Consider the following 19,357-nt stretch of genomic DNA (forward strand, 5'->3'; position numbering starts at 1 on the left):
GGGCGATCAGACCTTGGCGGCGGTGACGAGCTGGGCGAGTGGTGGGATTTCTGTCGTGTATGGTACGGCGAGTCGGTGGCCGAGGAGCTGGAAGAAGGAGACGTCGAGTTTCTGGCAGGTTTTCATGCAGCCGAGCAGGGTATCGCGTGCCTGACGGCCGGCATCGGACCAGGTGCCGCCGGAGATCTTGCGTTTGGTGACGTGGCAGCGGATGTCGTTTTCCGAGCCGTTGGTGTGCAGGGGGATTTCGGGTCGGTCGAGGACCAGGAGGAGTTCCGGTTTGCGGGCATGCAGGCGTGCGAGCAGGCGATCGAGGGTGGCGAAACCGGTCTTGCGCTTGAAGATGCGGTCGAAGCGGGCACGGAGCTGGGCAGCTCGCGACCTTTGCGGGGCTTGTTTGTAAGCCTTGAGATCGGCGTAGAACCACCAGACGAGCTGGCGGAGGAGATCGATGGCACGTCTTTGGCTTTCATTGAAGCCGACGAGCTTGTGGATCAGGCGCTCGGCATGAACCCAACAGAGTGCATGTTGGCCGACGCGGAACTGTCCGGCGCCATCGGAGACGATGACGGTATCGTTCAGCAGACCGTGGTGGTGGATGCTGCCCCACAGTGCGGCCTCGGTGGCGATTTTGACCGGGTCGGGGTGAACATCGAGTTGATCGATACCGAGTTCGCCCAGATGGGCCGAGAAGGCGCCGCGATCGGCGAATGTCCTGGTGTCATGCGCCTCCAGCCGGGCGATCACGGAGCCCGCCAGCGCATGTTTGCGCATGTAGCTGAAGGCGTCGTCATTGAGGACATAACCGCCATGACCGGCGCGCAGCAGTTCGAGAAAATTCACCCGGCTCTTGGAAAACGTCGTCGCGAAGTGGGTGAAGCGGTCATCGCCGATCTGGGTGGTGAAGCCGTTTTTGGCGCCATGCCGGGCGCCGGTGTCATCGACGGTGATCCATTTCGCGCTCTCGAGACCGGCGCGGAACAGCTCCGTGGCCTCGTCATGCAAATCGCCTGGATCATTGTTCAACAGCCGGATGACCTGGCACTTGGAAATGACGATGCCGATCTCGTTCAGCATCGCCGTCAAGCGTTCCGTCGTGACCTGGCCCTGGACGTGCTGCAGAATGATGAACCGCACCAGTTCAGGCCCGAAATGCCCGCACAAGCCCTGGGGCAACGGCGCTGTCACCGTTCGCCCGTCCGGCGTCATCCAGCGCTCCCGGCGATAGCGGATCACCCGGCTCTCCAGCCGCAGATCCTGCACGACAAAATCCTCATACCCCTTGAACCGCGAGCCGGGCGGCGCCTCAACCCCGAGCTTCTGCTCCTCGCTCACCACAGGAACCCGCCGGCTGGCCTTCGACGAACCACCCCGCTTGCCCTTGCCGCCTCGCTTGCCTGTGGCCGTCGATGTTCCGGCCTTCGCTGCCATCCCCGACGGTTTGATCTTCGGCCGCCCTTTCAGCCCCTTGAGCCGGGCAATCTCATCCCGCAATGCTGCATTCTCCGCCTCCAGCAAAGCGACGCGCTCCAGCAGCGCCGCAACCAAATCGCGGAGATCATCAAGGCCGAGTGTGGCGAGGTTGGTGGCATTGGGCTTGGACATAACAAACTTGAATCACGTCCCATCGCTCTTGGGAATCGAGAACATATTCTTATTCCATGCGCGCAGATCAAGCCTCAAAAATCCAGTCCGCCCGGACTTTTGCACCGGTTACCGTTGCGAAGGCCTCGCGCTGGAAAGTAGGGAGAGCGGTTACGCTCGACGCACGCGGCCGATTCATTGACAGGACCAAGGGGGTTGAGCTGTGAATATCCAACCCATTCGTGGTTTCAGATACGCCACTTCTGTTCGTGGTTTTAGGAACACGGGATGGCCGGTTCGTGGTTTCAGGAACGTTTATAGGTGCACGGCCCTTATCTTGCCCGGCCTCCCATCCGGGCAGGCGATAATGGGACCGCCAGCATCGCCCCGACCAGCCGAACGGGGCCGTGCTGCAAAGGGTCGCCTTGTTGCTGGTGTGCTATGCTGAGTGGATTTCTATGACCTCAACCCCAAGGCTGTTTTGTAAGGAGCGCAGGCTATTGGGGAAATCTCGTCCCACCACCAAAACAGCATCGGTTGAATACCGTGCGCCCTTGAAGCCGCGCTCGGCCTCCATGACGGCGCGATACTTGACGCACTGGAACAGTCCGCGTGTTAGGTCGACATCGTTGGAAATCTTCGATTTGACCTCCACAGCGACAAGCCTCTTGGCTACGGCGAACAACACGTCAATCTTATCGCCTGAGGGCAGAGGGGCCTCTTTCGTAGCATGCGCATTGCCGGGCAGGCCAACGATACTGGGGTGCCCCGCTATATACTCCTTGAGGGCACGATGCTCCTCGCCCTCGCCGCCACCCCCGCTCTTTCCGGTCTTGGCCTTCTCGACAATGTCGGAAGCGCCACCCGAGGCGGGGGCGAGGTCGCAGGCTTCGAGAACATCGCACCAGTAGGGATAGGCATAGACTTCGTGCCAATATGCATCAAGATACGCTCGCTTGTCAGCAAGCGAGAGGTTCTGATACGCCCTCATCCTCTCAGCAAGAAACCCCTCGAAGCCCGCTCCCGGAAGCCGACGCTGCTGATTTATTACCAGCGATTGGATGTGAGGTATTTTGCCCCCATCCCACTCTCGTTTGCGGGAAAGTCTCTGCAGAGTAGTGCCCACGCAGCCCAAGACATAATTCAGGTTGCGCGGATTAGGCATCCCTAGTTCACCGGCCAATGCCTCGTAAAATATCGGCTTACGGGAAGCGGCTTGCCGCACGAGTATGGGTAGCGCCGCCTTTGCGCGCGTCTGGTAGAGTTTGTCGCCAAACATATCTTGGCTTTGCGATGCCGTCTCTGCCACTTATGTTCCCCCTATTGGGTTTAGGGCCTTTGCCAGACTGCAACGGCTCCTGAGGCTGGCAAAACTCATCGACTAAGCCTGTCGGTTTTCTCGCTCTTGGATGATAATCTTGGTGTCGGCCAGCTCATAGAACGCGGATAACCTCGTCTCCTGCTTCTTCGAAGCGGACCAACTCCCGGCGGCCATCCGGCCACTGCTTGATTTGAAGCCCTTCGGGCGTGTCATCGTGGCCGTAGTAGATCGGAAAACCGGCTGCCAAATGCTCCCTTGCGGCGCTGTCATCGCCCTCAAGGGTTCCCAGTAGGAGTTCGAGAATAATCCAGGCATTTGGATCTTCTTCACCCCTATGTTTTGCAAGGCGTGCGCGGGCCTTCTTCGCTACAGCAATGACGCTGGCGATGTACTCCGGGTCATAACCGCCATCTTCCATGGCGGTCTCAAGAAAGCGGGTAATGTCTTCCACGGACTTCAGATGATCGGCGCTCTCGTTGCCGGTCAGTGGACGCTTCACAGTCTCAAGCTCCCTTCTCATCTGGATCGCGCACCTTCGCGAGGCGCTCGCGGGCACGGGCGACATCGTGACGAGCGGATTCCAGTGCCGCCGGGTCATTTTCTTCGGCCGCGGCGATGAGATATTCCTCAATTGCCACCTCGCTGGTCAGATAGTCCACTGGATCGAAGCGTCTTAGCTTTATGTCGTCGTGGTCAATCATATGTGTCACTATATCTCGGGCCAGCGTTCGTTGGCGTCCCGCCGCGAAAGTCACTGACGGCAACCTTCTCGCGGGCTTTAACCAAAACGCGATACCCGAGACGGTCAAGACGATATTTGCTGTACACGCCGACGCCCTTCCTACTCATCGAACAGGTCCGAATGGGTGCCTGTTCGGGCGAGGTGAAGCTCGTCGCCCACTACCCTATAGATCAGCAGCCAACCTATAGATCAGCAGCCAATCAGGCCCAATGTGGGCGTCACGATAACCTGACCAATCCCCTTTCAGAGCATGGTCACGGTAGCGTTCCGGCAGCGTCGCGCCCTCGATTAGCAGCAGCAGGAGTGCCCGGAGCTTGCCCATGTCCTTGCCGCATTTCTCGGCACGCTTCACATCGCGCTTGAAGGCCCCGGAGCGAACGGGTGTTAGCACGTCAGACGCCTAGTGGATTGAATCCAACATTTGGAACCCTCGATTTCTTGCAGCGATGATTTCGTCCGGGTTTGCCCTCCAGATGAATGGCTTTGCTTCGGTTTGATTGTGCTCGCTGATGAAACGGGTGATGGCGTCCTCAAGTTCGGTGACGGAACGGAAGACACCGTGCTTGAGCCGGCGTCGCGTCAGCTTGGCAAAGAAACCCTCGACCGCGTTGAGCCAGGAGGCAGATGTCGGTGTGAAATGAAAGGTCCAGCTCCAGCGTTTGTGGCGCGCAAGCCACGACATGACTTCGGGGGTCTTATGCGATGAGACGTTGTCCAGAACCACATGAATTTCCTGCCCTTTGGGAACGCTCTTTTCGATCCCGGCAAGAAAGGCGATGAAGTCCTGATGCCGGTGGCGCTGCATGGTCTGGCCCGTGACCTCGCCGGTCAGCACGTTCAGGGCGGCAAACAGCGTGGTTGTGCCGTTGCGTTTATAGTCATGGGTCATGGTCTGCGCGCGACCCTTCTTCAGCGGCAGCCCGGGCTGGGTGCGGTCAAGCGCCTGAATTTGCGTCTTTTCATCGACCGCCAGCACAACCGCATGAGTGGGCGGGGCAACATAGAGGCCGACGACATCGTTCAGCTTCTTCGCGAATTCAGGGTCGCGCGACAGTTTGAACTGCCGCCAGCGATGCGGGCTGAGGCCATGTTCCTTCCAGATCATCCGCACCGTCGAGGCCGCCAGCCCCACCTTTGCCGCCATCGCGCGCAACGTCCAGTGCGTGGCCGCGTGAGGTGGCGGTTCCTGCGTCAGCTGGATCACCTCCGCCACCTTGCCGGCATCGGTTTTGGGCGTCCCCGGCGGGCGGGTCTTCTCACGCAGCAGACCATCAACGCCCTCGGCCTGAAACCGCGCCTGCCAGCGCCAGACGGTTTTCTTCGATGTGCCGCTGGCCGCGCAGATCGCCGTCGTTCCCAGCCCGTCGGCACTCAGAAGAACGATCCGGCACCGCCAGACATGACGCTGCGGTGTCGAAGGATGAGACACGATCCCCTCAAGCCGTTTGCGGGCTTCGGGAGTAAGCTGAAGGAGGGGGTGTTTGCGCATGACTACACATAGCCCAAAAGGAGGTAAATGTCTCGCTCAATCCACTAGCAGCGAAGTCCGCAAGCTGCGAGTGCCCTGCCGGGGGAAAAGCAACGGGCGGGGATTGTCGCCTCCCGCCCGCCAGTGCGGATCCAGGTCCGGAGCCGTCAGCCTATTTTACCAGTGCCGGGTTCATGATCGGCCGGAACCCGAATACTTCGGGCGAATCCGTGTCGACGTCGATCTGCACCCCGTGCATGTCGCTCTCTCCGAAGACTTCGAGACCGATCAGGTTGGGTGCGGTATTCTTGAAGGGGCGGTCGATCCTGTAAATGTGGCTGTCGCCATAGACCAGCAGTACCGGCTTGCCGAATGCTGCCGCACGTTTCGCGAGTTTTTCGCCGAAATCCTTGAAACCGGAGTGCCGCAGGAAACCTTCCTTGCCGAACTCGTTGAAATCGAACTCGAACATGTCGGCCTGCATCGCGAGCACGACGGCCCGCGCATTCGTCGCGACGGCCTTGTCGAAGCTGTCCTCAAGCCAGGCGATGTTCGCTTCGTTGCGCCCGAAGAACTCGTTGACGGCAGCCGGGTCGCGAATTTCGAAGTTATTGTTCGATCCGACGACATGGGTCGTCATGATCATCACGCCCTTCATGTCGAAGCGGGCATTTTCCGGATAACCGGAGTACCTGTCGGCCATCACCACGGCCTGGCTCTCGACCTCGATGGGCTTCGCGCCGAGGCTGGTCGACGGATCGGCAAAATATGTCTGGCGAACGAAAGCCAGGCGTTCGAGAGGGTCCATGCTGCCTGCGGCCTTGCGATAGCAGTCGGTCCACTCGTTGTCGCCGGGCGTGTAGATCAGCGCGCTGCCGAAGCTGTTGAAAAAGCCCAGTTGCTCCGTCAGCCACTGGTCGCTGCATTCGCCCGAGCCCGACTTGGTGTCGCCGATATGGATCGTGAAGGCCGGCTCGCGCTTGTTGATCTCGGCAATGAGCGATTCGTATTTTGGGTAGACATCAGCCTTCTTGCCATAGGGCATGTCGCCGATGGCGACAAAGCTGAACGTTTCGGCGAAGGCCGGAGGGGCCATGCCGATGCATGCGGCGAGGCAGGCCGCTGTGACGATACGGGTCATGATTGCGTTTCCTGACAGTTGACTGCACGGGGTAGCCCCTACAACGGGTCGATGACAACCGCATGATCTTCGATCTAGATTGCCGCTCGGACCCGCGCGACGCACAGCTTGTTCATCGAGGGAGGAGTGCATGAAGCGTATCCGGCAATGGCGGTTGAAATCCCATCCGCAAGGCATGCCCGTACCCGATGACTGGGAGCTTTGCGAGGTGGAGGCGCCGGTGCTGCGGCCCGGAACCGTTCGCGCGCGTGCGCTCCTGCATGATGTTGCGCCCTACATGCGCGGGCGGATCAGCGGCAGGGCAAATTATGCCGCGGGTGTGGCTCCGGGCGATGTCATGGTCGGCGGCGCGATCGCGGTGGTGGAGGAAAGCACGCTCGACGGGTTTCGTCCGGGTGATCTGATCGTCAGCGATTTCGGTTTCGGCTGGCAGGAACAGGCCGTGCTGGCACCTGCTGACTTCCGCCGCGTGGACCTTGGGATAGGCCCCATCGAATGCTGGCTGGACGTGCTCGGGCTCAACGGCGTCACCGCCTATTTCGGCCTGCTTCACCGGGGGGAGATGAAGGCCGGCGATCGTGTCGTGGTTTCGGCGGCTGCCGGATCGGTGGGGCAACTGGTCGGCCAGATCGCGGCCCTGGCCGGGGGTACTCCCGTCGCCCTGACCAGCACCGGGCGAAAGCTGGCGTTCTGTCGCGAGATCGGCTTTGCCGACGGTATCGCCTATCGTGAGGTGGGGAATGTCGCGGACGCCCTGAAGGAACTGTGCCCGAATGGCGTCGATGTCTTTTTCGATAACAGTGCCGGGCCGTTGCACGATGCGGTGATGAGGAATCTTGCCTTCGGGGCGAGGATCGTCATCTGTGGACAGGTCAGCCTGGCCGGGCGCTTCGAGGAACCCGACACGGGCGAACGGTTCCTGCGCCAGATCATGATTGCCCGTGCAAATGTGTGTGGATTTCTCGCCATCGACTATGCCGACCGCTACGATGAGGCGCGACGGCGGCTGGGGCAATGGTTGTCCGAGGGCAGGATCCGCACTCGGTATGATATTGTCGACGGGTTTGAAAAGCTTCCCCAGGCGTTGATCGGCCTGTTTCACAGCGACAATGTCGGGAAACGTCTGGTCAGAACGGGTGATTTATGACTGAAGCAAGAAATGTGCTGGGTGAAGAACTCCGATCCTGTTCTGATCGTCCCCTGACGGGATTCTACCGCGACGGGTGCTGCAATACGGGGGAGGAAGATGTCGGCTCGCATACGGTCTGCGTCGTCATGACGACCGAATTCCTTGAATACAGCCGCTCGGTAGGCAATGACCTGTCGACACCGATGCCAGCCTTTGGCTTTCCCGGCCTGAAGGAAGGTGACAGGTGGTGCCTGTGCGCACCAAGGTGGCAACAGGCGTTGCAGGCCGGTTCCGCCCCGCGGGTCGTGCTCACCAGCACCCACGAGGGCGCGCTCGACCATTGCCAGCTCAAGGACCTGAAGGCGCATGCGATCGATCTGAGCTGAGTGCCGGGTGGCGCCCGAGGCGGATTTCCGATCCGTCAGATGTGAATGTCGAGGACGAGAAGCTGGCCCCTGATGCCGTTGTCGAGAATGGTGCCAACGTCGGAACTTTCCGTGACATCAACCAGTCCGAGACGCTTCAGATCCTCGATCTTTGCCTCGTAGCCATCGGCGGCATACGCCTCGCCGTTGCACAGGATCAGCGCCTTGCCGCCGGGACGCACGACGCGGACAACCTCGTCGAGCCCGTCGGGGCCGACATGCCGGTGGGTGAAGGTTCCAGCACTCACGGCGACATCGTAGCGATTCTCGTTGATCGGGATTCGTTCCAGAAGGTTGCCGCGCACCAGTCTCGTGTAGCAGTCCTTGGCGGCGGCCTGGTCGAGCATCTCCTGAACGAGGTCGACACCATCGACATGCCGAAAGCCGCGGCGGCCGAGATGGTACCCGACGAGACCCGTTCCGCAGCCGACATCGACGATCCAGCTCGTCTTGTCGCCGATCCGCTCGTCGACCAGCGATGCCAGCATCTCCGGTGCGCGGTAGCCATGGTCCTCGACCATTTCCACATCGTAGTCGGCAGCCCATGCCCCGTAGAGTTCGCGGGCGTCGTCCGGTCCTTCCAGATCGTAGGCTTTTCCATACAGCTGCTTGCGCGACATCACACTCCCTCCCTCGTGCGGCCGGCTATGACATGGTCGAGTCTCGCATCCTCGATGCCCGCCGGCTCCTGGTGTATGATCACTTCGGCATCGGGAAAGGCGCGGAACAGCTCGCTCTCCAGTGCATCGGTGACCTTGTGGGCCTCGTTGACCGTCATTTCGCCATCGAGTTCGATGTGCATCTCGATGAACTGGGTCGATCCGGCCTCGCGGGTCCTCAGGTCGTGCAGGTCCTCGACTGCCGGATGGTGGCTGATGATTCTCTTGATGGCTTCCCGCTTGTCGCCGGACAATTCATGATCCATCAGCACATCGACGGCGCCGCGGCCTATGGCTACCGCATGATAGAGCAGGTAGCTGGCGATCAGCAGGGCCGTGATCGGATCGACCCATGTCCAGCCCAGCGTCGACGATCCCCAGATCGATACGAGTACGGCAACGTTGGTCATCAGGTCGGCGCTGTAGTGCAGGCTGTCTGCCGCGATGGCCTTGGAGCCCGTCCTGCGGATCACATGACGCTGAAAGGCGACGAGAACGAAGGTCAGGACGATGGCCACCGCCATCACCGAATAGCCGATGGTCGATGCCCGCATGGCAACGGGTTCGATGAAGCGCTGGACGGCTTCGATCAGCACGAACAGTGCTGTACCGGAAACGAGTGCGGCCTGCGCCAGTGCGGAGAGACTCTCCGCCTTGCCGTGGCCGAACCGGTGGGTGCGATCGGGCGGCTGCTGGCTGACCCGCACGGAAAACCAGGTGATGGCGGATGCCACGATGTCGGCGAGACTGTCGATCAGCGAGGTCAGAATGGCGAGCGAACCTGTCGCGATCGCCGCAGCAAGCTTGAGAAGGGTGAGGAACAGGGCCAGTCCCAGGCTGGCTTTCGCAGCGATCCGTCTCAGGGCATTTCCGTCCATCACGACTCCCGAAGCTCGTTTGGGCCTGCGATCTACGGCAGAAATGGCGACAGCGCAAATCTTGACAGAACGGCCCATGGTGTTGAAGCAGTCCCAACCCGCCGACGCCAGTTCAGAGGATCGACATGCTTGCTCCCGTTGCCGTGAAGAAACCCGTGGTCATCGAACGCCATGGTTTTCGCTGGAGCGACGATTACGCATGGCTGCGCGATCCCCGCTATCCCGAGGTCGCCGACAACGAGATCCTCGACTATCTGAAGGCCGAAAATGCCTGGTTCCAGAATGCCATGGCGCCGCACCGGCACTTTGTCGAAGATCTTCATCGGGAGTTGAAGGGGCGGATCAAGGACGACGATTCGTCGGTACCGGTGCCACATGGACCTTTTTCCTATGGCTGGCGCTTCAGGCCGGGTGCCCAGTATCGCACATGGTTCCGGACCCCGAGGGAAGGCGGTGACGAGGAGGTGATGGTCGACGAGGTGTCACTGGCTGCGGGCAAGGATTATTTCAACCTGCGGAGCATCGCCGTCAGTCCCGATCATCGGCTGGTGGCCTATTCCACGGATGACGATGGTTCCGAACGTTATGTCGTTCACTTCCGCAATCTGGAGACGGACGAGGAAAGTCTCGATCATGTGCACAACACGTCGGGTGGAGTCCTCTGGTCGGCCGATGGTACTGTCCTTTTCTATGTGGAGTTGAACGACAACCTGCGACCGTTCCGGGTCAGGGCCCATCGCCTCGGAGAGGACGAACTTGAGGACCGGATCGTCTTCGAGGAGGGCGATCCCGCCTATTTCGTAAGTCTGTCACGCACCTCCGATCGCCGCTGGATCATCATCTACAGTGGCACCCATGTGACCCGGGAAGCCCTCCTGATCGATGCGAATGTCCCCCTGTCGGCACCTCGCACGATATCCCCCCGGCGTGATGGCCACCGGTATGATGTCGACCACGCCCATGGCCGGTTCTGGATCCTGACCAACGACCGGCACCGGAACTTCCGTCTTGTCAGCGCTCCCGTCGACGATCCTTGCGAGGCGGCGTGGCGCGAGGAGATCGCCGGGTCGGATCATCACTATCTGCTCGATGCATCCTGCTTCGCCGGTTTCCTCGTCATCAGCGAGCGCGTGGACGGTCTCTCCAACATCCGCATCCGCAGCTATGACGGCAGCAGCGAACACAGCGTCGATTTTGGCGAGGAGGTGTACACGGCGGTTCTCGGCGACAATCGCGAGTTCGAGACGGAAAGCATCCGCATGGCGTTCAGTTCGATGATCACGCCCGGTACCGTCTACGATTACTGTATCGACCGTCGCGAGCTTGACATTCGCAAGGTGCAGGAGATCCCTTCAGGCTACGATCCCTCACTCTATGAAAGTCACCGCATCTGGGCGAAATCGCCCGATGGCACGGACGTTCCGATCTCCATCGTCCACCGTCGCGACTTCGAGAAGAACGGCAAGGGGCGGGCATATCTCTACGGCTATGGCTCCTACGGCATGAGCTCCGATCCGAACTTCAACCCCAATCGCCTGAGCCTTCTCGATCGCGGTTTCGCCTGTGCGATCGCTCACGTTCGCGGTGGCAGTGAACTGGGCTACGGCTGGTACGAAGACGGCAAGCTGGCGAGAAAGCCTAATACGTTCGTCGACTTTATTGCATGTGCGGAGAAGCTGATCGGGGACGGCTATGTCGCGCCGGGGCAGATAACCATCGCGGGGGGGAGCGCCGGCGGCATGTTGATGGGCGCCGTGGCCAACATGCGACCTGAATTGTGGGGTGCTGTCGTGGCCCAGGTACCGTTTGTCGATGTGCTCAACACCATGCTCGACGAGTCCCTGCCGCTGACGCCCATCGAGTGGCCGGAATGGGGCAATCCTGTCACCAGTCGGGAGGATTTCGAACTTATCCGGAGCTATTCGCCGTATGACAACGTCACGGCCCAGGACTATCCGCCGATCCTGATCACCGCCGGCATCAGCGATCCCCGCGTCACCTATTGGGAACCGGCCAAGTGGGTTGCCGCCTTGCGGTCCAGCCGGACCAATGACAATCCGCTTTTCTTCAAGATCAACATGGGCGCGGGACATTTCGGTGCGTCCGGCCGCTTCGACGCGCTGAAGGAGCTTGCGGAGATCTACACCTTCGTCTTGAAATGCAGCGATTTGTGAGGGGAGGAATCATCACATGGGTGATCGTCTGAAGGGCAAGAAGGCACTCGTCACGGCAGCGGGCCAGGGCATCGGCAAGGCAAGCGCCGAACTCTTCGCCGCCGAGGGGGCGACAGTGATCGCCACGGATATCAACGAAGCAGCCCTTGCTTCCGTGCGCGGCTGCGAGACCCGCAAGCTCGACGTCCTGGATGCCGCGGCCATTGAGGAGATTGCCGCCGAGCTGGGAACGGTCGACGTCCTGTTCAACTGTGCGGGATTTGTGCATCACGGCACCATTCTCGAATGTAGCGAGAAAGACTGGGACTTCTCCAACGATCTCAATGTCCGGGCCATGTACCGCATGTGCAAGGCTTTCCTGCCGGCCATGATCGCGGGTGGTGGCGGCTCGATCGTCAACATGAGCTCGGTCGCCGGTGCGCCCAAGGGCATCGTCAACCGCTTTGTCTACGGGACGACCAAGGCCGCCGTGATCGGTCTGACCAAGTCGATTGCCATCGACTTCGTGCAGAAGGGGATCCGCTGCAACGCGATCTGTCCTGGAACCGTGGAAACGCCTTCGCTTGAAGAACGTATCCATTCGCAGGGCGACTATGACAAGGCCCGCGCCGCCTTCATCGCCCGCCAGCCGATGGGTCGCCTTGGCACGGCTGCCGAAATCGCCAACCTCGCCCTCTACCTGGCTTCCGACGAGAGCAGCTACACCACCGGCACCGTCAACATCATCGACGGTGGTATCGCAGTCTAGGTCTTTCCGGTTGAAGGGCATGTACCCCGGTTCGGACGGGCCGGGGTGCCTTGACGAGATCTTCGCATCCTGTGCCGTGTTACAGGCCGGCCAGTCCGTCCGTGATCAGCTTGAGGCCGGTCAACAGCACGAGAACATAGCAGATCCTGTAGAACAGGAGTTCGTTGACCATGCCGTGCAGGCGGATGCCGAGCAGCATGCCCAGGGCAGCGACCGGCGAGAGGGCAAGGCAAGCCCACAGGATCGCGGGATCGTAAAGGCCGAGCGCGATGTAGGGCGGGATCTTGCAGGCGTTGATGGCGGCAAACAGGACCACCATGGTCCCGACGAACAGCGTCTTGTCGAGCTTGCGCGGCAGGAGATACATGTTGGCGGGCGGTCCGCCGGCATGGGCAATCGTGCTGGTGATGCCCGCGAGCATGCCCCAGAAGGCGCCCGCCATGGCATTGGGGGGCTGTGCCGCACGCCTGTTTCCTCCGCGCAGGAAATAGTTCGCGCAGAATGAGACCGCGACAAGGCCCAGCAACAGGCGGACCACGTGCTCCGACAGATAGCCGAAAGCCAGGCTGCCGATGGCGATCCCGACCACGGCACCGGGCAGCATGCACTTGAGCGAATGGCGATCCCAGTCACGCCTGTAACGGCCGATGCCGATGAGGTCCATCAGGCACAGCAGCGGCAGCAGCAGGGCCGCAGCCTGTGCCGGCGGGATCACCAGGGCCATCAGCGGAACGGCGACGATGCCGAGCCCACCGCCGAAACCACCCTTGGAGATGCCGAAGATCAGCAGGGCGGGGATGGCAGCGAAATAGAACTGCGGATTGTCGAGCATGCGACCTCTTTGACATGGAGGCGCAACGTCAAACCCGTGTGCCGGGCCTGTCAAGCGAGGCCGTGGCCGGGTGAGGGTTTTACCGCCAACCGGAAAAGCCGATGCCCGACATCAGCCTGAAAGACGCACTTTCGAGATCTGCTTCGCGATGTCGCCGAAGGCGTCGCGCAGCTTGTTGGTGTTGGGTGCATGCTGGTAGTGGTCGTCATCCGTGGCGCATGCCCGCATCGCATTGGAGACCGATGTCGACGGACCGGCATCGTTGCCGAAGGTCACGGTGAAGACCTCGATGGCGCCGTCAACGGCTGCACCGGCGTCCTTGACTGCCTTGCAGGCATCGATGAGCAGCAGGTCGAACTGTTCGACGGCCGATTTCCCGGTATAGCTGACGCCGGTGCTGCTGGTCAGGCCGCTGAACGGCTGGCTGTCCTCAAGATATCCGTAGGCCGTCCAGATGTCGGCAGGGCCATTCGTCTGGAGACGGGAGCCGGACATACCGAAGGACGCCGGATCGAACTGGTAGGGCGTTCCGCTGTTCTGGGCCGTGGGGCAATTGGGTGCCTTGCCGTCGTTGATCTGCTCGCCATCCGTCAGTACGATCATGATCTTGCGGGTTCCCGGAGAATAGGCCGCCCCCTCGGTGAATGGCGCTGAAGGAGACAGGACGCGCAGCCCCCAGCTTACTCCCGGCGCTATGACCGTGCCCTTGTTGTAGGCGGCATAGAGATATCGGATCGACTGGCGTACCGTCGTAAGATTGTCGGTCAATGGCTTGATGGGCTGTCGCGGGCAGTTCAGGTTCGGGCCTTGTGTTGAGACCGTAAAGGCGGGCTTTGCCTGTTCTGGATCCACGGTTTCATAACTGCCATTGCCTCCCTGCCCGGGGTTGTTGCAACTGCCCGCGGGGGTGTTCGGTTCGGGTGGCCAGATATAGGCATGCCAGCGGCCGGAACTGTCGGTTGCGAGGCTGTCGTACCGGTCGCTGATATGATCGGGCACTGCCCGTTCCTGCACGCAGCCGACCCAGTTGGTGCCGGCGAACAGTGCGTGATTGGTTCCCGTCACGTATGCGGTATTGGCCGTTCCGATGTTGACCACGACATTGTAGGGGACGATGGCGAACCGCAACCGGGTGCCGGAAGGCTTGTTCTGTTCCATGATATCGACAAGGTCGGCCGCTGCTGCCCGCAGTGCTTCGATCCTGGTCATGCCGTTTCCGGCGTTGGCGTACATCGAGCCGCTTATGTCCACGACCAGTGCCACCTCGATGTCGAGAAGAGCGCGACGGGATCGGCTCGATGCGTTGATCTCCAGCGAGTTGGTCTTGAAGAGCCGCATGAAATAGGTGTCGAAGGTCGCCGAGCCCGTGACGGTGATTTCGCCATCGTTGCTGAAGGTGATGACCGGTTCGACCGGCGGGGCGAGGAAGCCCGTGCCATAGTTCGAGGCGAAAACGTTTTCGGCCAGGGTCCTGCGCTCATCCTCGGTCGCCAGTGAGGAGGCGCCGGCAAGCGATGCCGCATCGACCGATTGTTGTATCCTTTGCTGCACGAGCATGCCGCGGACGGCATCGAATCCCAGTCCCATGAAACCGATGATGATGGGTAACACGATGGCAACGAGGACAGCGACTACGCCGCGCCGATCATTTACGATTCGCATGGGAGACCTGCAGCTAACTGAGAAAGTCAACTGCATAGTGACGCCTTGGCGTTAACGAACGGTAAACCGGGGCGGCGGTTCGACCGCAGGCGGTGTCGTCAGGGTAGGCTGCTACAGCATCTCCAGCGGTTCCGCACGGCGCGGCGGCGGGAAATCGCGGTCGAGCAGGGCGAGATCATCCGGTTGAAGCACGAGGTCGGCGGCGGCGCGGTTGGCCTCGACATGCCTGACGTTCGCGGATTTGGGGATGGCGATCACGCCTGGACGGGCAAGCACCCAGGCAAGTGCTATGGCATGACGGTCCACGCCATGGTTGCGGGCAACGATGTCGAGTGCGGTGCCCGCGGGGAGGCGCCCCTGCTCGATCGGGCTGTAGGCCATGAGCGGCATGCCGCGATCCTGGCACCATGGAAGGAGATCCCATTCCGGCCCTCGTCTCGTGATGTTGTAGAGGATCTGGTCGGCAGCACAGCGATCGCCGCTGCCGATACCCGAGAGCTCCTCCATGTCGTCGATGTCGAGATTGCTCACGCCCCAGGCGCCGATATGTCCGGTGGCGCACAGATGTTCGAAGCCCGCTACGGTTTCGGCCAGCGGATGGCTGCCCCGCCAGTGGAGCAGGTAGAGATCGATGTGATCGGTGCCCAGTCGGGCGAGGCTGCGCGCGCAGGCTTCCTCCACACCGCGCCTGCTGGCATTGTGGGGATAGACCTTGCTGACGATGAAGACCCGGTCGCGTATTCCGCGAATGGCCTCTCCGACCACCCGTTCCGCTCCACCTTCGGCATACATCTCGGCAGTGTCGATCAGTGTCATGCCGAGATCGATGCCATGTCGGAGGGCCCGGATCTCGGTCGCGCGCCGGTCATTGCGCTCGCCCATGAACCATGTGCCCTGGCCGAGGGCCGGGACGGTGCGGCGGTTGGCGAAAGTGATCTGATGCATCTGGCATGACTCCCCGAAATCACGACGTCTCATTCTGCCACGTGTTGCCCATGATCGGAAATCAGAACCGACGGTAAATTTACCCCGATGTGGCGGAGCTACGCCTGATCTCGGGTGACAGCGGGTTCAGGGAGACTGTCCTGAATTTTGTGCGCAAACGTGGTAAATGCTCGAAGGGGATCTTCGATACCTTGCGGTCGACTTCGAATTTGTTGGATCATGCACTCAAAGATTGGAAAGTGAAAAGACGTCGGTTCCCCGTTTATTGCTATTATCTATCAATGGTAGAATATGTGGGGGTATCTCGGGGCTGCGTGGCAGAAACATTCCGCACTGGTTGATGATTTCACGCAAGCAGGGCCTCTTTGAGTGTCGTTCCAGAACGACGCGCGAAGCAGTCGGTTTTCCGGTCGCGCTACTGTATGAATTTTGTATTCCGACAATATATTTTTGTCCTGGACGCTGAAGGTTCGAAAATGCTGCGTGGCCCACGCAACTTTTCATGATTGTTTCATACTCCACATTGAATATGCAACCTGAAAGAGCCACGAGAACTCCCGCATATTTGTGTGTGGTTATTTCGTTTGTACCGTTCGACCGGTGTTGAAGTCGTTCAAGCAGCTTCGTGACGAAAAGGCCGTTCGATTCCGAAATGAAGAATATGCTGCGAACGACGCGCCCGGAACCATCGAAGGCATAATTGTAGCGGAAGTAGCATCCAACATAGCGCCTGAGAGTCATTGCGTCGGAGTGAGACATTCGCAGCAAGATGTCAGTCAGGACCTTCAGGTTTGGCCCATTCTCGTAACCTTGGATTTTGAAGTTAAAATTAGATGATCTCTTGATTTCAAAGATGATGCGCAATTCATCAGTTGGAAGGAACATTTCATCGACATTAAGATTAAAAAAATCGGCAATTCTCCGCAAAAGATGTATCGAAGGCTGCACACTTCCAATTATATATTTATTGAATTGTTGCCGGTTTATGCGAGTTTCCCGGCAAACATGTGAAATAGACGGATAAAATGAACAGAGATAGCGAATGTTCTCGGGCAGTCGATCGACATCCCGTATTGGTTTGCCATTCGCACTCGGAGCAGCCTTCTCCAAACTTCCATGTCGATCTGCGACTGACATCGAACAGCAACTCCAATCGCCTGTAAACCGCTTCCTCCATTTCAGCAGCTTTACACCCCGTCTGGCAGCCATCAAGCGCAAATAAACATAAGAGAGCGAAATTGCGGCGGCGAAACCAGCCGCTAGACTTGCTTGGGGTTCTAGGAGGAAAAATGCCTATGAAAAGCGACGCGGTGGTCATCGGCGGCGGGGTTGTCGGTCTTGGCGCGGCGCTCACGCTCATCGAATCCGGGCTGGAGAAGGTCACCCTACTTGAAAACAAGGTGATCGCATCAGGCGGGTCCGGCCTTGGAACCGGATCGGTCCATACCCAGCGCTGGTACGCCACGGATTCGGACCTGATCCAGCGTACTCGAAGCATCGTCAAGCGGCTTGCCACGACCACGAACGGTGTATTCGACCTCTATCCGGTCGGGCGGCTTACGGTTGTCGGGGGTGCTGATGGCGAGATTGTCTCGGCCTATGGCAGGCATCTGCGCACCATCGGGATCGATGCGGTCGAGTTGTCGCGGAACGAGCTGAAGGCACGTTTCCCGGAGATGAATGTCACCGATATCGATCGAGCACTCTTTACCAGGGAGGATGGTGTGCTTTACCCGCCAGCCCTGAGTTGGGCGCTGGCGGGATTCTTTCGCAAAGCCGGCGGGACGATCTGGGAAGGTTGTGCGGCGACCGGGCTGAAGATCGCGGGCAACAGGATCCGCGGCGTCTCGTTGTCGAACGATGACATTATCGAAACGGATCGTGTCATTGTCGCGGCTGGGGTCTGGTCGCGGAAATTGTTGCAGACGGCGGGGCTCGATCTCGCGTTAACGCACGCAGTGACGCATAATAGCGTAATGACGATCGGACGCAGGGACTTGTGGTCGCAGGTTCCTTCGCTGCTCGACGGCGTTCTTGGCGTCATCGCCATTCCACGCAATCCCGGTACGATCATGGCCGCAAACACGGCCGGCGAATATCAGGCGCCGATATCCAGATCAGAGAACGTCATGCGTTCGAGTACGGTTGAATTGATCGAGCGCGACGAGGAATTCAAGGCGGAAACGCTGCAACAGCAAGCTAGCGTGCTGGCACAGCTTCGGCATCGCTACTCAGGCTATGATATCCGCGGTATAGTCGGTCATTGGGCCGGGCTGTTGGATGGCACTCCGGACAACCATCCCTTGCTGGGCGCATTTCCAGGCATTGACGGCCTTTGGGTTGGCTGTGGCCTTACAGGCTACGGGGTCCAGCGTGGTCCCGGTGTGGGCGAAGCATTGGCGCATCTGGCACTCGGGAAAGAGCCGCTTGTGGATGTTTCGGCATATGCGGTCGGTCGTTTCGACGATCACGAGGACTTCGCGCTCGATCTGAGCAGCGACAACCCCTTCGAAGGTTTTAGGAATATGGGCGTGCATGTCCCGACCTCCTGATTTTTCCGACTTTCACGGCAACCCATGAGGAGAATGGCTATGAACTTGTTGAGGAAGATCCAGGCAACGGCATGCCTGGCTATGCTTGGAATGAGTTTGATGGCATCGGATCCTGCAGGAGCGGCCGATGTCAGGATTGCCTACCAGCCTTTAGTTGCGATTCCGCAGGGCGCAATGAAACGCGAGGGTTGGTACGAAGAGGCGACCGGCGCGAATGTCGAGTGGGGGAATTTCAGTTCCGGCGGTGATGTCAATACGGCTTTCGCGGCCGGTGCCATCGATATCGGTCTGGTCGGGCTGCCTGTCTTCGTGTCCGGCATAGCCCAGGGAATCCCGTATCGCCTCATCATGCTTTACGATGTGCCAGGCTCAATGTCCGGTCTGGCCGTGCAAAAAGACTCGGGAATCGAGGCAATAGCAGACCTGGAAGGCAAGAGGATCGGCGTGCCGTTCGGATCCGGTGCCGATTACATGTTGCAAGCGGCGCTGAAGGAGAACGGCGTTTCCCCTGACGATGTCACGCTCGTCAACCTTCAACCGCAGCCCATCGTTGCCGCCTGGTCCACCGGACAGATCGATGCTGCCTATATCTGGTCGCCGATCCTGACGGAACTGATGGCTCAGGACGGAAAGCTGATTCTCAATGACAGCGATCTTGCAAAACTGGGTTATTTCGCGGGCGATGTGGGGCTCGTGACGGATTCGTTCGCAACCGGGCATCCCGATCTGGTCACGGGCTGGGTGGAGCAGAATCTGCGTGCCGTGAACTGGGTCAACGACAATGGGGCTGGAGCCTATGACTCGATGATGGCGGAATACGAGCTGACGCCCGATCAGTTCAGGGACACGGCACTTCCGCCGGCAACGTCATTTCCGGATTTGGAAACCCTGACCAGTGATCAGTGGTTTGGCAATGATGCGGAAACAATCAAGAAGGCAAGTCTGCGCATCGGCGAGTTCCTGGCGAATAACAAGCTGATCGCGAGGGCGCCAACTCCTGATGAAATCGCCAATGCAATTGATGCGAGCTTCCTGGAAACTGCAAAGGTACCTCCCTACAAATAGGAAGCCTGCGGACATAACTGAGGACCGGGCGG

20 protein-coding genes are annotated in these 19,357 nt (G+C 59.8%); 6 read left to right on the plus strand and 14 right to left on the minus strand.

Going from position 1 to position 19,357, the window contains the following annotated elements; genetic code table 11:
• Positions 1–6: 6 nt before the first annotated feature.
• The 8 genes from H6851_07715 to H6851_07750 all read right to left on the minus strand — a co-directional run bounded on the left by H6851_07715 (position 7) and on the right by H6851_07750 (position 6,211).
• Positions 7–1,605 carry a transposase gene (locus H6851_07715; GenBank protein ID MCB9943491.1) on the minus strand — a complete coding sequence of 533 codons (1,599 nt, stop codon included), beginning with the start codon at positions 1,603–1,605 and terminating at the stop codon, positions 7–9.
• Positions 1,606–2,023: 418 nt separating this feature from the next.
• Positions 2,024–2,863, minus strand: coding sequence for a hypothetical protein (locus tag H6851_07720; GenBank protein MCB9943492.1), 840 nt, complete (start codon positions 2,861–2,863; stop codon positions 2,024–2,026).
• Positions 2,864–3,017: 154 nt separating this feature from the next.
• Positions 3,018–3,212, minus strand: a complete 195-nt coding sequence (locus H6851_07725; protein MCB9943493.1) for a hypothetical protein — start codon at positions 3,210–3,212, stop codon at positions 3,018–3,020.
• Positions 3,213–3,408: 196 nt separating this feature from the next.
• The gene (locus H6851_07730) at positions 3,409–3,606 is read right to left on the minus strand and encodes a hypothetical protein (GenBank protein MCB9943494.1); all 198 of its coding nucleotides are present in this window, start codon (positions 3,604–3,606) and stop codon (positions 3,409–3,411) included.
• Between the two features lie 140 nt (positions 3,607–3,746).
• Positions 3,747–3,833, minus strand: a complete 87-nt coding sequence (locus H6851_07735; protein MCB9943495.1) for a type II toxin-antitoxin system YafQ family toxin — start codon at positions 3,831–3,833, stop codon at positions 3,747–3,749.
• On the minus strand, positions 3,811–3,969 hold the full coding sequence (locus H6851_07740) for a type II toxin-antitoxin system YafQ family toxin (GenBank protein MCB9943496.1): 159 nt from the start codon (positions 3,967–3,969) through the stop codon (positions 3,811–3,813). Before H6851_07740 ends, H6851_07735 begins: the two co-directional genes overlap by 23 nt.
• 78 nt (positions 3,970–4,047) lie before the next feature.
• A complete protein-coding gene (locus H6851_07745; GenBank protein MCB9943497.1) occupies positions 4,048–5,136 on the minus strand; it encodes an IS630 family transposase in 1,089 nt (362 codons plus the stop codon).
• 151 nt (positions 5,137–5,287) lie between these two features.
• Positions 5,288–6,211 (minus strand): hypothetical protein, encoded by a 924-nt coding sequence (locus H6851_07750; protein MCB9943498.1) that lies wholly within the window; start codon positions 6,209–6,211, stop codon positions 5,288–5,290.
• A 175-nt stretch (positions 6,212–6,386) separates the two neighbouring features.
• On the opposite strand from H6851_07750, the gene H6851_07755 reads away from it, so the two are divergent.
• Positions 6,387–7,403 carry an NADP-dependent oxidoreductase gene (locus H6851_07755; protein ID MCB9943499.1) on the plus strand — a complete coding sequence of 339 codons (1,017 nt, stop codon included), beginning with the start codon at positions 6,387–6,389 and terminating at the stop codon, positions 7,401–7,403.
• Positions 7,400–7,771, plus strand: a complete 372-nt coding sequence (locus tag H6851_07760; protein ID MCB9943500.1) for a DUF2237 domain-containing protein — start codon at positions 7,400–7,402, stop codon at positions 7,769–7,771. Before H6851_07755 ends, H6851_07760 begins: the two co-directional genes overlap by 4 nt.
• A gap of 35 nt (positions 7,772–7,806) precedes the next feature.
• Here H6851_07760 and H6851_07765 read toward each other — a convergent pair whose 3' ends face one another.
• Both H6851_07765 and H6851_07770 read right to left on the minus strand, forming a co-directional pair.
• Entirely contained in the window at positions 7,807–8,430 is a 624-nt protein-coding gene (locus tag H6851_07765; protein ID MCB9943501.1) for a class I SAM-dependent methyltransferase, read from the minus strand.
• Positions 8,430–9,347 carry a cation diffusion facilitator family transporter gene (locus H6851_07770; protein ID MCB9943502.1) on the minus strand — a complete coding sequence of 306 codons (918 nt, stop codon included), beginning with the start codon at positions 9,345–9,347 and terminating at the stop codon, positions 8,430–8,432. The genes H6851_07765 and H6851_07770 overlap by 1 nt, the downstream gene beginning before the upstream one ends.
• A 125-nt stretch (positions 9,348–9,472) precedes the next feature.
• On the opposite strand from H6851_07770, the gene H6851_07775 reads away from it, so the two are divergent.
• Together H6851_07775 and H6851_07780 are read left to right on the plus strand one after the other, a co-directional pair.
• Positions 9,473–11,521, plus strand: a complete 2,049-nt coding sequence (locus H6851_07775) for a S9 family peptidase (protein MCB9943503.1) — start codon at positions 9,473–9,475, stop codon at positions 11,519–11,521.
• 16 nt (positions 11,522–11,537) lie between these two features.
• Complete coding sequence (locus tag H6851_07780; protein ID MCB9943504.1) at positions 11,538–12,269, plus strand: SDR family oxidoreductase; 732 nt, start codon at positions 11,538–11,540, stop codon at positions 12,267–12,269.
• 79 nt (positions 12,270–12,348) lie between these two features.
• On the opposite strand, the gene H6851_07785 is transcribed toward H6851_07780, so the two are convergent.
• From H6851_07785 to H6851_07800, 4 genes are all read right to left on the minus strand, one after another.
• Positions 12,349–13,101 (minus strand): sulfite exporter TauE/SafE family protein, encoded by a 753-nt coding sequence (locus H6851_07785; protein MCB9943505.1) that lies wholly within the window; start codon positions 13,099–13,101, stop codon positions 12,349–12,351.
• Positions 13,102–13,212: 111 nt separating this feature from the next.
• Positions 13,213–14,763 (minus strand): hypothetical protein, encoded by a 1,551-nt coding sequence (locus tag H6851_07790; protein MCB9943506.1) that lies wholly within the window; start codon positions 14,761–14,763, stop codon positions 13,213–13,215.
• Positions 14,764–14,874: 111 nt separating this feature from the next.
• Positions 14,875–15,708 (minus strand): aldo/keto reductase, encoded by an 834-nt coding sequence (locus tag H6851_07795; protein ID MCB9943507.1) that lies wholly within the window; start codon positions 15,706–15,708, stop codon positions 14,875–14,877.
• A gap of 225 nt (positions 15,709–15,933) precedes the next feature.
• Entirely contained in the window at positions 15,934–16,845 is a 912-nt protein-coding gene (locus tag H6851_07800; protein MCB9943508.1) for a helix-turn-helix transcriptional regulator, read from the minus strand.
• A 158-nt stretch (positions 16,846–17,003) separates the two neighbouring features.
• On the opposite strand from H6851_07800, the gene H6851_07805 reads away from it, so the two are divergent.
• Together H6851_07805 and H6851_07810 are read left to right on the plus strand one after the other, a co-directional pair.
• Positions 17,004–18,260 (plus strand): FAD-binding oxidoreductase, encoded by a 1,257-nt coding sequence (locus H6851_07805; GenBank protein ID MCB9943509.1) that lies wholly within the window; start codon positions 17,004–17,006, stop codon positions 18,258–18,260.
• Between the two features lie 39 nt (positions 18,261–18,299).
• The gene (locus tag H6851_07810) at positions 18,300–19,325 is read left to right on the plus strand and encodes an ABC transporter substrate-binding protein (GenBank protein ID MCB9943510.1); all 1,026 of its coding nucleotides are present in this window, start codon (positions 18,300–18,302) and stop codon (positions 19,323–19,325) included.
• Positions 19,326–19,357: the final 32 nt, after the last annotated feature.

This window comes from Geminicoccaceae bacterium (genome assembly GCA_020638465.1).
In the GTDB taxonomy this organism is placed as follows: Bacteria; Pseudomonadota; Alphaproteobacteria; order Geminicoccales; family Geminicoccaceae; genus JAGREO01.

What these genes read in the sequence shown, in the direction of transcription:
- H6851_07715 (MCB9943491.1), bottom strand. Translation starts at nt 1,605, where the DNA reads ATGTCCAAGCCCAATGCCACCAACCTCGCCACACTCGGCCTTGATGAT.
- H6851_07720 (MCB9943492.1), bottom strand. Translation starts at nt 2,863, where the DNA reads ATGTTTGGCGACAAACTCTACCAGACGCGCGCAAAGGCGGCGCTACCC.
- H6851_07730 (MCB9943494.1), bottom strand. Translation starts at nt 3,606, where the DNA reads ATGATTGACCACGACGACATAAAGCTAAGACGCTTCGATCCAGTGGAC.
- H6851_07740 (MCB9943496.1), bottom strand. Translation starts at nt 3,969, where the DNA reads ATGGGCAAGCTCCGGGCACTCCTGCTGCTGCTAATCGAGGGCGCGACG.
- H6851_07745 (MCB9943497.1), bottom strand. Translation starts at nt 5,136, where the DNA reads ATGCGCAAACACCCCCTCCTTCAGCTTACTCCCGAAGCCCGCAAACGG.
- H6851_07750 (MCB9943498.1), bottom strand. Translation starts at nt 6,211, where the DNA reads ATGGCCCCTCCGGCCTTCGCCGAAACGTTCAGCTTTGTCGCCATCGGC.
- H6851_07755 (MCB9943499.1), top strand. Translation starts at nt 6,387, where the DNA reads ATGAAGCGTATCCGGCAATGGCGGTTGAAATCCCATCCGCAAGGCATG.
- H6851_07760 (MCB9943500.1), top strand. Translation starts at nt 7,400, where the DNA reads ATGACTGAAGCAAGAAATGTGCTGGGTGAAGAACTCCGATCCTGTTCT.
- H6851_07765 (MCB9943501.1), bottom strand. Translation starts at nt 8,430, where the DNA reads ATGTCGCGCAAGCAGCTGTATGGAAAAGCCTACGATCTGGAAGGACCG.
- H6851_07770 (MCB9943502.1), bottom strand. Translation starts at nt 9,347, where the DNA reads ATGGACGGAAATGCCCTGAGACGGATCGCTGCGAAAGCCAGCCTGGGA.
- H6851_07775 (MCB9943503.1), top strand. Translation starts at nt 9,473, where the DNA reads ATGCTTGCTCCCGTTGCCGTGAAGAAACCCGTGGTCATCGAACGCCAT.
- H6851_07780 (MCB9943504.1), top strand. Translation starts at nt 11,538, where the DNA reads ATGGGTGATCGTCTGAAGGGCAAGAAGGCACTCGTCACGGCAGCGGGC.
- H6851_07785 (MCB9943505.1), bottom strand. Translation starts at nt 13,101, where the DNA reads ATGCTCGACAATCCGCAGTTCTATTTCGCTGCCATCCCCGCCCTGCTG.
- H6851_07790 (MCB9943506.1), bottom strand. Translation starts at nt 14,763, where the DNA reads ATGCGAATCGTAAATGATCGGCGCGGCGTAGTCGCTGTCCTCGTTGCC.
- H6851_07795 (MCB9943507.1), bottom strand. Translation starts at nt 15,708, where the DNA reads ATGCATCAGATCACTTTCGCCAACCGCCGCACCGTCCCGGCCCTCGGC.
- H6851_07800 (MCB9943508.1), bottom strand. Translation starts at nt 16,845, where the DNA reads ATGTCAGTCGCAGATCGACATGGAAGTTTGGAGAAGGCTGCTCCGAGT.
- H6851_07805 (MCB9943509.1), top strand. Translation starts at nt 17,004, where the DNA reads ATGAAAAGCGACGCGGTGGTCATCGGCGGCGGGGTTGTCGGTCTTGGC.
- H6851_07810 (MCB9943510.1), top strand. Translation starts at nt 18,300, where the DNA reads ATGAACTTGTTGAGGAAGATCCAGGCAACGGCATGCCTGGCTATGCTT.